The organism is Sphingomonas sp. BGYR3, assembly GCF_025153455.1.
Classification (GTDB): Bacteria; Pseudomonadota; Alphaproteobacteria; order Sphingomonadales; family Sphingomonadaceae; genus Sphingomonas.
Map to the genome: position 1 here is coordinate 541,393 of NZ_JANZNT010000001.1, position 12,057 is coordinate 553,449.

At 64.8% G+C, this 12,057-nt stretch carries 13 protein-coding genes; 8 read left to right on the forward strand and 5 right to left on the reverse strand.

Going from position 1 to position 12,057, the window contains the following annotated elements; genetic code table 11:
• Position 1: 1 nt before the first annotated feature.
• Entirely contained in the window at positions 2 to 316 is a 315-nt protein-coding gene (locus tag NYR55_RS02435; RefSeq protein ID WP_260019658.1) for a septum formation initiator family protein, read from the reverse strand.
• Positions 317 to 373: 57 nt separating this feature from the next.
• Between NYR55_RS02435 and NYR55_RS02440 the strand changes: the two genes are divergently transcribed.
• Positions 374 to 745, forward strand: coding sequence for a tRNA-binding protein (locus NYR55_RS02440; protein ID WP_260019659.1), 372 nt, complete (start codon positions 374 to 376; stop codon positions 743 to 745).
• A gap of 26 nt (positions 746 to 771) precedes the next feature.
• Here NYR55_RS02440 and eno read toward each other — a convergent pair whose 3' ends face one another.
• On the reverse strand, positions 772 to 2,049 hold the full coding sequence (gene eno, locus NYR55_RS02445; RefSeq protein WP_260019660.1) for a phosphopyruvate hydratase: 1,278 nt from the start codon (positions 2,047 to 2,049) through the stop codon (positions 772 to 774).
• Between the two features lie 155 nt (positions 2,050 to 2,204).
• Between eno and NYR55_RS02450 the strand changes: the two genes are divergently transcribed.
• The 5 genes from NYR55_RS02450 to NYR55_RS02470 all read left to right on the forward strand — a co-directional run bounded on the left by NYR55_RS02450 (position 2,205) and on the right by NYR55_RS02470 (position 4,071).
• On the forward strand, positions 2,205 to 2,684 hold the full coding sequence (locus NYR55_RS02450) for a hypothetical protein (protein WP_260019661.1): 480 nt from the start codon (positions 2,205 to 2,207) through the stop codon (positions 2,682 to 2,684).
• Positions 2,685 to 2,711: 27 nt separating this feature from the next.
• Positions 2,712 to 3,080: a phage holin family protein gene (locus tag NYR55_RS02455; RefSeq protein ID WP_260019662.1), complete on the forward strand. Its 369-nt coding sequence runs from the start codon at positions 2,712 to 2,714 to the stop codon at positions 3,078 to 3,080.
• On the forward strand, positions 3,077 to 3,397 hold the full coding sequence (locus NYR55_RS02460) for a hypothetical protein (protein ID WP_260019663.1): 321 nt from the start codon (positions 3,077 to 3,079) through the stop codon (positions 3,395 to 3,397). The genes NYR55_RS02455 and NYR55_RS02460 overlap by 4 nt, the downstream gene beginning before the upstream one ends.
• Entirely contained in the window at positions 3,394 to 3,780 is a 387-nt protein-coding gene (locus tag NYR55_RS02465; RefSeq protein ID WP_260019664.1) for a hypothetical protein, read from the forward strand. Before NYR55_RS02460 ends, NYR55_RS02465 begins: the two co-directional genes overlap by 4 nt.
• Positions 3,781 to 3,858: 78 nt before the next feature.
• Positions 3,859 to 4,071, forward strand: coding sequence for a DUF4170 domain-containing protein (locus NYR55_RS02470; protein WP_260019665.1), 213 nt, complete (start codon positions 3,859 to 3,861; stop codon positions 4,069 to 4,071).
• 69 nt (positions 4,072 to 4,140) lie between these two features.
• Here the strand turns inward: NYR55_RS02470 and greA are convergent, their stop codons facing one another.
• From greA to carA, 3 genes are all read right to left on the reverse strand, one after another.
• A complete protein-coding gene (gene greA / locus NYR55_RS02475) occupies positions 4,141 to 4,617 on the reverse strand; it encodes a transcription elongation factor GreA (protein WP_260019666.1) in 477 nt (158 codons plus the stop codon).
• Positions 4,618 to 4,697: 80 nt separating this feature from the next.
• Positions 4,698 to 8,021 carry a carbamoyl-phosphate synthase large subunit gene (gene carB / locus NYR55_RS02480; RefSeq protein ID WP_260019667.1) on the reverse strand — a complete coding sequence of 1,108 codons (3,324 nt, stop codon included), beginning with the start codon at positions 8,019 to 8,021 and terminating at the stop codon, positions 4,698 to 4,700.
• A gap of 329 nt (positions 8,022 to 8,350) precedes the next feature.
• Positions 8,351 to 9,520 carry a glutamine-hydrolyzing carbamoyl-phosphate synthase small subunit gene (carA, locus tag NYR55_RS02485; RefSeq protein WP_260019668.1) on the reverse strand — a complete coding sequence of 390 codons (1,170 nt, stop codon included), beginning with the start codon at positions 9,518 to 9,520 and terminating at the stop codon, positions 8,351 to 8,353.
• A 138-nt stretch (positions 9,521 to 9,658) separates the two neighbouring features.
• Here carA and NYR55_RS02490 point away from each other — a divergent pair, with 138 nt between their 5' ends.
• Both NYR55_RS02490 and dnaG read left to right on the forward strand, forming a co-directional pair.
• A complete protein-coding gene (locus tag NYR55_RS02490; protein ID WP_260019669.1) occupies positions 9,659 to 10,114 on the forward strand; it encodes a GatB/YqeY domain-containing protein in 456 nt (151 codons plus the stop codon).
• On the forward strand, positions 10,111 to 12,051 hold the full coding sequence (dnaG, locus tag NYR55_RS02495) for a DNA primase (protein ID WP_260019670.1): 1,941 nt from the start codon (positions 10,111 to 10,113) through the stop codon (positions 12,049 to 12,051). The genes NYR55_RS02490 and dnaG overlap by 4 nt, the downstream gene beginning before the upstream one ends.
• Positions 12,052 to 12,057 lie beyond the last annotated feature (6 nt).

Consider the following 12,057-nt stretch of genomic DNA (forward strand, 5'->3'; position numbering starts at 1 on the left):
ATCAGTTCTTGTTGAGAAGGATGATGATTTCATCCTCGCGGCTGACGCCCATGCCCTTGCGCAGCAATTCGTCGACCAGATCAGGGTCCGCCTTGCCCTTAAGCAGGCGTACGCGGTTCGCCAATGCCTGGCGCTGCTGCTGAAGCGCAGCATATTGCGCCTGTTTGACGCGCATCTGACGGTTGTATTCGCGGTAGTTCAGCAGGCCATTGGCCCCCAGCACGGCATTATAGGCAAAGATGCCCATAAAGCCGATCGCGAGGGACGGGACGACCGCCCTCCACAGAATTGACCGGATGACCCCACCTGCCGACATGGATGATTCATGGCCGACCCGAATCGGCGAATCAAGTGGTTACTGAGGGATTAAGTGATGCACCTTAGTCATAATCCGGCGGACCCTGCGGCTAATACGATCAGCTTCGACGATTTTCTGGCCGTCGATATCCGAATGGGGACAATCCTATCCGCCGAACCGTTTCCCGAAGCGCGTAAGCCGGCGCTGAAACTGGTCATCGATTTCGGCCCCGGCATCGGCCAGCGCAGGTCGAGCGCACAGATCACCCGGCACTATACGCCCGACGATCTGATCGGCCGTCAGGTCGCCGCCGTCGTCAATTTCCCGCCGCGCCAGATCGGCAAGTTCATGTCAGAGGTGCTGACGCTCGGCTTTCCCGACGCGGAGGGCGAAGTGGTCCTGTTCCGCCCCGACCATCCGGTCCCCGACGGCGCGCGCCTGTTCTGACGCGCGCGGTCGGGCCGGTCGGACGATCAGCCGCGCAGGACGCTGCGCCCGGCATAGACCGCAGCATCGCCCAGCTCTTCCTCGATGCGGATCAACTGGTTGTACTTGGCAAGCCGGTCGGACCGGGCAAGCGATCCAGTCTTGATCTGACCGCAATTCGTGGCGACCGCCAGGTCGGCAATCGTCGCATCCTCGGTCTCGCCCGACCGGTGCGACATGACGGCGGTATAGGACGAACGCTGGGCCAGGCTGACCGCCGCCAGCGTTTCGGTCAGCGTACCGATCTGGTTCACCTTGACCAGCAGCGAATTGGCCAGGCCCTGTTCGATCCCCATGGCAAGCCGCTTGGGATTGGTGACGAACAGGTCGTCGCCGACCAGCTGCACCTTGTCGCCCACCGCGTCGGTCAGCGCCTTCCACCCTTCGAAATCGTCCTCGCCCATGCCGTCCTCGATCGACAGGATCGGATAGGCGCGGGTCAGGTCGGCCAGGTATTCGGCCATCTGGACCGGCGTCAAAGACAGGCCTTCGCCGGTGATCTCGTACCGGCCGTTCTTGAAGAACTCTGTCGCAGCGCAATCCAGCGCCAGCATCACGTCCTCGCCCGGCTTGTATCCGGCCGCCTCGACACTCGCCATTATGAAGTCCAGCGCCTCGCGCGTGCTGGCGATGTTGGGGGCAAATCCGCCCTCGTCACCCACGCCCGTCGCGAGGCCCTTGTCGTGCAGCTTCTTCTTGAGCGTGTGGAAAATCTCCGCGCCGCAGCGAACAGCTTCACCAATGCTGTCGGCACCGACGGGCATGATCATGAATTCCTGGAAATCGATGGGATTGTCGGCATGCTCGCCGCCATTGATGATATTCATCATCGGCACCGGCAGAACATGCGCCGAAACGCCGCCGACATAGCGATAGAGCGGCAGGCCGCGGGCATCGGCCGCTGCCTTCGCCGCCGCCAGCGAAACGCCCAGGATGGCGTTGGCCCCCAGCCGGCTCTTGTTCTCCGTACCGTCCAGCTCGATCATCGCCTGATCCAGGTCGGCCTGATCCTCGGCATCCATGCCGGTGATCGCCTCAAAAATCTCGGAATTGACTGCCTCGACCGCTTCGGTCACGCCCTTGCCCATGTACCGCGACTTGTCGCCGTCGCGCTTTTCCACCGCTTCATGCGCGCCGGTGGATGCGCCGGACGGGACGGCGGCACGCCCGAAGCTGCCGTCTTCCAGCAACACGTCGACCTCCACCGTGGGATTGCCCCGGCTGTCCAGTATCTGGCGAGCATGAATGTCGATGATTGCGGTCACGAAATGGTCCTCCTAGATGTGAGGGGCGCGTTGGGCGCCGGTCGTTCTTGCGGCAGCCTCTATCGGCAGATTGGCCGTGGGGCAATCGAGGCGGCGCTGGAACCAGCTGGCCCGGCACGGGTTGACTGGATGAATTCGAATGGAGGGATCGACCCATGACTGAATCCACCGAAACCACGCCTCCGACAGGCGATGCCGAAGCCGCATCGGCGGCGAATGCCAAGCCGAAGCCTGCCGAAGCCATCAAGCAGGAAGCGTCCAAGCTGGGCGTCCAGGCCGCCGACAAGGCACGCGGCTTTGCCGAAGAAGGCAAGCAGAAGGCATCTGGCGCGCTTAACGAGTTCGCCCGGATGATGGACGACGCTGCGAGCACGGTCGATGAGAAGGTCGGCCAGCAATATGGCCAGTATGCGCGGTCGGCGGCCAGCGCCGTTGCCGGGCTGGCCGGGACCATCGAGCGCAAGGATGTCGACGAGCTGGTCGACGATGTCCGCGATTTCGTGCGCAAGTCGCCTGCCGTGGCGATCGGCGCAGCCGCTGCGATCGGGTTCGTGCTGGCACGGGTGATCAAGTCGGGCATCGATGGCGTCGCCGACGCTGCCGAGGCGGCTGACGAGAGCGGTACCAAGGGCTGATCATGGCGGCGAGCGGGGCGTTTTGCCGTGGCGGATGAGCACGACCTGGAAACCGTACCCAAGCTGATGGGTCAGCTGGTCAAGGACGCCCGAGCCTATGCGAAGGCAGAGGCCGTCTTTGCCGAAGCGGTCGCTCGCGACCGGGCCCGGGATGCGATCATCCTGGTTGGACTGGGTGCCGGCGCGCTGGCGATCGGCACGGCCATCATGCTTGCCATTCTGGTCGGCCTGATGCTGCTGCTGCAGCCGGTCGTCGGACTGGTCCCTGCCATGCTGTTCGTGATCGTGCCGAGCGTGGCGCTGGTCGCGTTGCTTGCGCTGACGGCGCGGTCGCGGGCACGCCGCCTTGTCCGTCCGCTGGACCCCACCTCTCCTGCGGCGGAAGTCGACGAATGAGCGGCCCGATCGACCCCCTGACCGCACGCCAGATGGCCAATGCCGCCCGTCGGCAGATGGACGTCACGGCGGCGCGCCTGCGCGATCAGCTGGGACCGGACGAGGTGCTGGCGCGCCTGTCCAGCGCCGCTGCGCGCAAGGGACAGCAATTCGCCGCGGGACTGGCCGGCAGGGCGGCGACCAGCAAACCAGCCATGATCGGCGCGGCGCTGATCGGCCTGTTGGTGCTGCTGAAGCGGCTGGGCCGTGGAACCGGCGCCCGGTCAGTCAGGTTGAACGAACACGAGTTAGATACACCGGAAAAGGACGAGCAATGACCGACTCCGCAAAGACGAAGAACGGCAAGGCCAGCGTGAAGCGCAAGGTTTCCAAGGCCATTGACAGCAGCCGGGAACAGACGAGCCGCCGGGTCGAGGATAATCCGCTGGCGGTCCTGGGAGCAGGCATTGCCGTCGGCATGATCGCCGGAGCGCTGTTGCCAAAGACGCAGAGGGAAAAATCGGTGCTGGGTCCGCTCGGCAAGCGGATCACTGCAACCGCCGGTGCGGCTGTTGCCGCCGCCCGTGAAGTCGGCAAGCAGGAGCTGAGCGCGCTGACGCCCGACACCAGCAGGGCCAAGGCGCGCGCAGGCTCGATCGTCGAGCACGTCCTGCTCGCCGCCAAGGAAGCGGGACGCGACGCAGCGAAAAAATCCGGCTGACCCCGGTTACCCGGGGTTGAGACTGCGCCGCATTGCGGTAAGCGGGACGGATCATTCTCAAGCCCCGGGAAACAGCCGATGAGCAAACTGCACCTGGTATTCGGCGGCCGCGTCAGCGACCCGCAGACCCTTGATTTCGCCGATCCGTCAAAGCTGGACGTGGTCGGCATCTATCCGGATTACGCCGCCGCCGAAAAAGCCTGGCGGGCAGCGGCGCAGCGCACGGTGGACGATGCCGAAATGCGATACGTGGTCGTCCATCTGCACCGCCTGCTGGAACCCGACGCCTGACCCAATGAAAAAGGGGCCGCTTTCCGGGATGGAAACGGCCCCTTTTCTGTTTGGACAGATCCGGCGGGATCAGATGAACTCGATGTTGCTGACTTCGTACCAGCGGTCGCCGGCGGGCACGGTCACTTCGATCTCGTCGCCGACCTTGCGGCCGATCAGCGCACGGCCCAGCGGCGAATTATAGCTGATCATGCCCGTCTTGGCGTCGGCTTCGGCCAGACCGACGATCTGGTAACGGACCGACTTTTCATCCTCGTCGATCAGGGTGACGGTGGCGCCGAAAACGATACGGTCGCCCGACAGGTCGCGCGGGTCGATCACCTGAGCACGGGACAGCTTGTCCTCGATATCCGCGATCGACGCCTCGATCTGTCCCTGACGCTCCTTGGCGGCGTGATATTCGGCGTTTTCAGACAGGTCCCCGTGTGCGCGCGCTTCCTCGATCGCATCCACGATCTGCGGCCGCTCGGCCTTCAGCGCCTTGAGCTGCTCGCTGAGCATTTCGTAGCCCCGCGCCAGCATCGGCATCTTCTCGACGGTCGCCATCCCTCAAACCCTTTACATCACTATCTTGTCCCAAGCGGCCCATCCCCTGGCCGCCCGCACCAGTCACCAACGATCCGGGATCAATTGTGCGAAGGCGAATAATAGGCCTGCAGGGGGCGCACTTCAAGGGAGTGGCCGCGCATTGCCTCGATTGCCTGTGCGGCGGCGACGCTGGCGGGGGCCGTGGTGAAATACGGCACCTTCTGCGCAACGGCCGAAGCGCGGATCGACGCTGAATCCTTCAGCGACTGCCACCCCTCGGTCGTGTTGAACACCAGCGTCACCTTGCCGTCCAGGATCCGGTCGACAATGTGCGGGCGGCCCTGCGCCACCTTGTTCACCCGCTCCACGGCGATGCCCTGCTCCGCGAGGTAATCGGCGGTGCCGCCCGTCGCGATGATGGCAAAGCCCAGATCGGACAGGATGCGGACGCCCGGCAGGATCACCGCCTTGTCGCTGTCCTTCACGCTGACGAACACTGTGCCGCCCTGGGGCAGGGTTACGCCGGCGCCGAGTTGCGATTTGGCGAAGGCAGTGGCGAAATCGCGGTCGATGCCCATGACCTCGCCCGTCGATTTCATTTCGGGGGAGAGCACCGGATCGACGCCGGGGAAGCGGGCCCAGGGGAACACCGCCTCCTTCACCGCGATATGATCGATATGGCGGTTCACGGCCGGCATGTCGCGCAGCATCTCGCCCGCCATCACGCGGCTGGCATATTTCGCGATCGGCGCGCCGATTGCCTTGGCGACAAAGGGGACCGTGCGGCTGGCGCGCGGGTTGACCTCGATCAGGTAAACCTCGCCATTCTTGACCGCAAACTGGATGTTCATCAGCCCCTTGACCTTCAGCGCATGGGCCAGCGCCTCTGCCTGACGCTCGATCTCGGCAATGATGTCGGCGGGCAGGCTGTAGGGCGGCAGGGAACAGGCGCTGTCGCCCGAATGGACGCCCGCCTCCTCGATATGCTGAAGCACGCCAGCAACGACGACGTCGGTGCCGTCGCAGATCGCGTCCACATCCACCTCGATCGCGTCGCGCAGATACTGGTCGATCAGGACGGGGCTGTCCCCGGACACCTGCACCGCCGTCTGGATATAGTCATCCAGCTGCGCCTGCGTATCCACAATCTCCATCGCCCGGCCGCCAAGCACATAGCTGGGCCGCATCAGCACGGGATAGCCGATGCGTTCGGCAGCGGCGACCGCCTCGTCCCGGCTGCGCGCCAGACCGTTGGCGGGTTGCTTCAGCCCCAGCTTGGCGACCAGCGCGGCGAACCGCTCGCGGTCCTCGGCCAGGTCGATGGCGTCGGGGCTGGTGCCCAGGATGGGGATGCCCGCCGCCTCCAGCGCCTTAGCCAGGTTGAGCGGCGTCTGCCCGCCGAACTGCACGATCACGCCGACCAGTTCGCCGGTCGAGCGTTCCACGTCCAGGATTTCCAGCACGTCCTCGGCCGTCAGCGGCTCGAAATACAGCCGGTCCGACGTGTCGTAATCGGTCGACACCGTTTCCGGGTTGCAATTGACCATGATCGTTTCGAACCCGGCATCGGCCAGCGCGAAACAGGCATGACAGCAGCAATAATCGAACTCAATCCCCTGCCCGATCCGGTTCGGCCCGCCGCCCAGGATCACGATCTTGCGACGCTCGCTCGGCATCGCCTCATTCTCCGGCTCGCCAAAGCTGGGCGCTTCATAGGTCGAGTACATATAAGGCGTCTTCGCCTCGAACTCGGCGGCGCAGGTGTCGATGCGCTTGAACACGGGCCGCACGCCCAGTTTATGGCGCAGCGCGCGGACGTCGCCCTCGTTCACCCCGCCGGTCATCGCCTTGACCGCTTCGTTGATCAGGCCGCCGCGCGCCTGAAACCGGTCGCGCAGGCCCGCCGACTGCACCGCCAGATAGGCGAGCCGCTTGTCGGAAAAGCCCATCGCCTTCAATCGGCGCATCCCCGCCGCATCGCGCGGCAGGCCGTCGGCGCGGATTTCGTTTTCCGCGTCGACAATCTCCTTCATCCGTTCAAGGAACCACGGATCGTATTTCGCAATCGCGTGCACCTCGGCAACGGTGAAGCCCTCGCGCAGCGCCTGTGCCGCGACGAGCAGCCGGTCGGGCGTCGCCTGGGCCAGCGCCGCCTCGATCTCCGCGCGCGGCGCGCCGACCAGATGGTCGACATCGTTGAACCCGGACAGCCCGGTTTCCAGGCCGCGCAGCGCCTTTTGCATCGATTCATGGATGTTGCGGCCGATCGCCATCACCTCGCCCACCGATTTCATCGCGGTGGAGAGCAGCGGTTCTGATCCCTTGAACTTCTCGAACGCAAAGCGCGGGATTTTCGTCACGACATAATCGATGGTCGGCTCGAACGATGCCGGGGTCGCGCCGGTAATGTCGTTGGTGATTTCGTCCAGCGTGTAGCCGACCGCCAGCTTCGCCGCGACCTTGGCAATTGGAAAGCCCGTCGCCTTGGACGCCAGCGCAGAGGAACGCGACACGCGCGGGTTCATTTCGATGACGATCAGGCGGCCGTCCCTTGGATTGACCGCGAACTGGACGTTCGACCCGCCCGTTTCCACGCCGATTTCGCGCAGCACCGCGATGCTGGCGTTGCGCATGATCTGATATTCCTTGTCGGTCAGCGTCAGCGCGGGCGCGACCGTGATGGAATCGCCGGTATGGACGCCCATCGGATCGACATTTTCGATGGAGCAGACGATGATGCAGTTGTCGTTCCGGTCGCGGACGACCTCCATCTCATATTCTTTCCAGCCGAGCAGCGATTCCTCGATCAGCACCTCGGTGGTGGGCGACGCATCCAGGCCGCCGGTGACGATGCGGATGAACTCTTCCCGATTATAGGCAACGCCGCCGCCCGTGCCGCCCAGCGTAAAGCTGGGCCGGATGATCGCGGGCAGGCCGGTGATGTCGAGCGCGGCCAGCGCCTCCTCCACCGTGTGCGCGACGGCGGAGCGGGCGGATTCGAGGCCGATCTTGTCCATCGCCTGACGGAATTTCTGCCGGTCCTCCGCCTTGTCGATCGCCTCTGCATCCGCGCCGATCATCTTGACGCCGAACTTTTCAAGCGTGCCGTCGTTGAACAGCGCCAGCGCGGTGTTCAGCGCGGTCTGACCACCCATGGTCGGCAGGACAGCGTCGGGCCGCTCCTTCTCGATGATCTTGGCAACGATGGCGGGCGTGATCGGTTCGACATAGGTCGCGTCCGCCAGCTCCGGATCGGTCATGATCGTCGCCGGGTTGGAGTTGACGAGGACGATGCGATAGCCCTCCTCCTTCAACGCCTTGATCGCCTGCGTGCCCGAATAATCGAACTCGCACGCCTGGCCGATGACGATGGGTCCTGCGCCAATGACGAGGATGGAGGAGATGTCTGTTCTTTTGGGCATTTAGTAACCAATCTTGTTCGGAGCAGCAGTGCTACGGAGAACACGAACCGCGACGCGGCGAAGTGACTTAAGGGCTGGCTGTCTGAGAAAGTGATCAGCTGCTCTTCGAAGGCGATCTGCGCTTAGGTTATCGCGCGCGATAACTCGCACCGAGTTGCCGCGCCGTTCAAAGCAGAACCCATAATGCGCCAGAATGCGCTGAAGACCACGCCGCTTAAGAAAGCGGTGACTATAAGTGGTATGAAAGAAAGATGACGGATTGTTGCGCAAATTGCGAAAATCACGCCTAAGATGCGTCTGTGCCCCACGAGGACCAAACGCCCAGCGGGTCACGCTGCGTTCCCCAACATCCCCACAAACCGCTCGAACAGGTAGAAGCTGTCCTGCGGGCCGGGGCTGGCCTCCGGGTGATATTGCACGCTGAACGCCGGGCGGTCGGTCAGTTCGATCCCGCAATTGCTGCCGTCAAACAGCGATACGTGCGTTTCGCGCGCGTTCGCGGGTAGCGTGTCGCGGTCCACCGCGAAGCCGTGGTTCATGCTGGTGATCTCCACGACGCCGTCGTCCAGCCGCTTGACCGGATGATTGGCGCCGCGATGCCCCTGAAACATCTTGGTCGTCTTCGCCCCCGCCGCCAGCGCCAGCAGCTGATGACCCAGGCAGATGCCGAACACCGGCACCTTTTCGTCCAGCAGCCGCCTGATCGGGGCCAGCGCATAATCGCCGGTCGCCGCCGGATCGCCGGGGCCGTTGGACAGGAACACCCCGTCGGGGTTCAGCGCCATGATCTGATCATAGGTCGCCTCGGCCGGCACCACGCTGACCTTTGCGCCCGCGGCGACCAGGTTGCGATAGATGTTGCGCTTGGCGCCGTAATCCACGGCGACGACATGGGGCCGCTCGCCCTCCCCCGCTGCGCCATAGCCAAAGCCCAGGCGCCAGACGCCGCCATCCCACGTCCCGTGCGTTTCGCGCGTCACGCTCTTGGCTAGGTCCATCCCCTCCAGCCCCGGCCAGGCGCGCGCCTGTTCCAGCAGGGCGGGAATGTCGAACTCGCCGGTTGCGGAATGGGCGATCACGCCGTTCGGTGCGCCGCCGCCGCGGATGCGCCGGGTGAGCGCGCGGGTATCCACCCCGGCCAGGCCGATGCGGTTATGCTTTGCCATCCATTCGGACAGCGTTTCCACGCTGCGGAAATTGCTCGGCTGCGTCGGCATCTCGCGCACGATCATGCCCAGGGCATGGGGATCGTCCGCCTCGAAATCCTCCGGGTTCGCGCCGACATTGCCGATATGCGGAAAGGTGAAGCAGATCATCTGACCCGCAAAGGACGGGTCGGTCATGATTTCCTGATACCCGGTCATCGCGGTGTGGAAGCATACTTCGCCCACCGCCGATCCTTCTGCGCCGAAACCATGGCCCCAGATTACGTCGCCGGACGCCAATACCAGCACCCCCGTCGCTCCTTCAGGTGCAGGGATAGTCGAGGCTTCGGCCATGGGGGTGGGCGCTCCTTATCTGGGTTCCGGCAATGTCGCTAAGTGTCGGCGGCTAGACTCGATGATCGACCGCGTCAATCTGTTAATCCCACAATGTTCAGGCTATCGGGGACGTTTCCACCTTTGCCGGGAAGCCCCATGATTCGGGATGATATCAAGACCGCGCTCGTCACCGCGATGAAGGGCGGCGACAAGCCGACAACCGCGACAATCCGCATGATACAAAGCGCGATCAAGAACCGCGACATCGAATTGCGCACCGCCACCGCACAGGGCGACGATGACACCGTGGTCGTCGATGTGCTTCAGAAAATGGTCAAGCAGCGCCGCGAATCGATCGCCATGTATGAACAGGGCGGCCGTGCGGAGCTGGCCGCGATCGAGGCGGCGGAGGTCGCGGTGATCGAACGCTTCCTGCCGCAACAGATGAGCGAGGCCGAAACCACCGCGGCGATCGAGGCGATCAAGGCCGATATCGGCGCGGCGGGGATGAAGGACATGGGCCGCGTGATGGCGGAACTGAAATCGCGCCACGGCACGCAACTCGACATGAGCAAGGCCAGTGGCCTGGTAAAGGCCGCATTGGCGGGGTGACGCTGACCCCCGCCTTTCTCGACGAATTACGCGCACGCACCACGCTGTCTGCGCTGGTCGGGCGGACGGTCAAGCTTGTCCGGGCGGGGCGGGAATACAAGGCGTGCTGTCCGTTCCACAACGAAAAGACGCCCAGTTTCTGGGTCAATGACGACAAAGGCTTTTACCACTGTTTCGGATGCGGGGCGCATGGCGATGCCATCCGCTGGATGACCGATCAGCGCGGCCTTGGCTTTATCGATGCGGTCAAGGAACTGTGCGACGCCGCCGGGATGCAGATGCCAGCGCCCGACCCGCGCGCGGCGGAAAAGGCGGAGCGGGCCAAGGGGCTGCACGAGGCGTGCGCCGATGCCGCCGCCTGGTACGCCGATCAGCTGTGGGGCGTGAACGGGGCGGAGGCCCGCGCCCTGCTGGAGCGGCGCGGCATCCGGGCACAGACGGCGCGCACATTCGGCATGGGCTTTGCGCCGGACAGCCGCCGGGGCATCCGTGACGCGCTGAAGGACTATGGCGACCGTCTGCTGATCGAGGCGGGGCTGCTGATCGAGGTGGAGGGCAAGGAGCCGTATGACCGGTTCCGCGGCCGGTTGATGATCCCGATCCGCGATCCGCGCGGCCGCGTCATCGCGTTCGGCGGCCGCATCATCGGGGATGGGGAGCCCAAATATCTGAACTCGCCCGAAACCCCGCTGTTCGACAAGGGGCGGCAACTGTACAACCTCGACCGCGCCAGCGCCGCCGCGCGCCGGACGGGGCGAATCATCGCGGTCGAAGGGTATATGGACGTGATCGCGCTCGCCCAGGCCGGGTTTGAGGAGGCGGTCGCCCCGCTTGGCACCGCGATGACCGAGCATCAGCTGGAACGGCTGTGGCGGATGGCGGATGTCCCCATCCTGTGCTTCGACGGCGACAGTGCGGGGCAAAAGGCCGGGATCCGCGCCGCCACCCGCGCCCTGCCCATGCTGGCGCCGGGGCGCAGCCTGTCGTTCGTCACCCTGCCCCAGGGTCAGGACCCGGACGACCTGGTCCGCTCTGCCGGACCGGCTGCGTTCGAGGCGCTGCTGGCCAAGCCCGAACCGCTGGTCGACCGGTTGTGGCGGCACGAACTGGCTGCCGAGCCGCTTGATACGCCGGAACAGCGCGCCGGGCTGAAGCGGCGGCTGACCACCCATGCCCGTGCCATTGCCGATCGCGGCGTGGGCGAGGAATATCTGGCCGAGTTTCGCAACCGGGCGGACGCGCATTTCGCCCCGCCCCGCCGCGACAATCCCGGCGGCAGCGCGCCCCGCCGTCCCCAGATGCGCGGCCAGCGGGGCAAGCCGTGGTGGACCCCGCCCGATCCGCCCCCGGTGGACGAGGCGCGGGCGATCGGTGCCGGCGGCATCGACCGGGTGCTGGCCAAGGCTGTGCTGGCCGGCCTGATCCGCCATCCGGCCGAAATTGCCCGGCATCTGGAGGTGCTGCATTCGCTTGCCCGCGCCGACACCGCCCTGTCCCGCCTGTTCGAAGCGGTGATCGATGTCGCGCTGGAGGATCAGGCGCTTGATACCGAACGCCTGCGCACCATATTGGCGAAATCCGGTTTCGATCAGATGGCAACCGACATGCTGCGTGCGGACGGTCTTGCGTTCAGTTTCACCCGGCCGATCGCGAATGGCGAGGCGGACGATCCGGTCCGGCATGCCGAAATTGACGACCAGCGCCGCCGCGCCGCATCCGATCTGGGTGAGGCGATCGCGATCCTGGCCGCAGGGCCACGGGTGGAACGAGCACTGGCAGAGGCGACCGCTGCGGCATCCGCCAGTGACGATCCCGCCGCGTTCGACCGCCAGCAGGCCTTGCTGCGCGAGTCGATTGCCTTGAAGGCACGGCTTGCAAATCTGATGGTATCGGACAAAGACGATTTAGAATCACCGCGTTCGGGCAGCGCGGGATGAGTTTCG

Excerpts from the sequence above, each read along its gene's own strand:
- NYR55_RS02435 (WP_260019658.1), bottom strand. The coding sequence starts at position 316 with ATGTCGGCAGGTGGGGTCATCCGGTCAATTCTGTGGAGGGCGGTCGTC.
- NYR55_RS02460 (WP_260019663.1), top strand. The coding sequence starts at position 3,077 with ATGAGCGGCCCGATCGACCCCCTGACCGCACGCCAGATGGCCAATGCC.
- NYR55_RS02470 (WP_260019665.1), top strand. The coding sequence starts at position 3,859 with ATGAGCAAACTGCACCTGGTATTCGGCGGCCGCGTCAGCGACCCGCAG.
- NYR55_RS02465 (WP_260019664.1), top strand. The coding sequence starts at position 3,394 with ATGACCGACTCCGCAAAGACGAAGAACGGCAAGGCCAGCGTGAAGCGC.
- NYR55_RS02450 (WP_260019661.1), top strand. The coding sequence starts at position 2,205 with ATGACTGAATCCACCGAAACCACGCCTCCGACAGGCGATGCCGAAGCC.
- carB (WP_260019667.1), bottom strand. The coding sequence starts at position 8,021 with ATGCCCAAAAGAACAGACATCTCCTCCATCCTCGTCATTGGCGCAGGA.
- carA (WP_260019668.1), bottom strand. The coding sequence starts at position 9,520 with ATGGCCGAAGCCTCGACTATCCCTGCACCTGAAGGAGCGACGGGGGTG.
- greA (WP_260019666.1), bottom strand. The coding sequence starts at position 4,617 with ATGGCGACCGTCGAGAAGATGCCGATGCTGGCGCGGGGCTACGAAATG.
- NYR55_RS02490 (WP_260019669.1), top strand. The coding sequence starts at position 9,659 with ATGATTCGGGATGATATCAAGACCGCGCTCGTCACCGCGATGAAGGGC.
- NYR55_RS02440 (WP_260019659.1), top strand. The coding sequence starts at position 374 with ATGCACCTTAGTCATAATCCGGCGGACCCTGCGGCTAATACGATCAGC.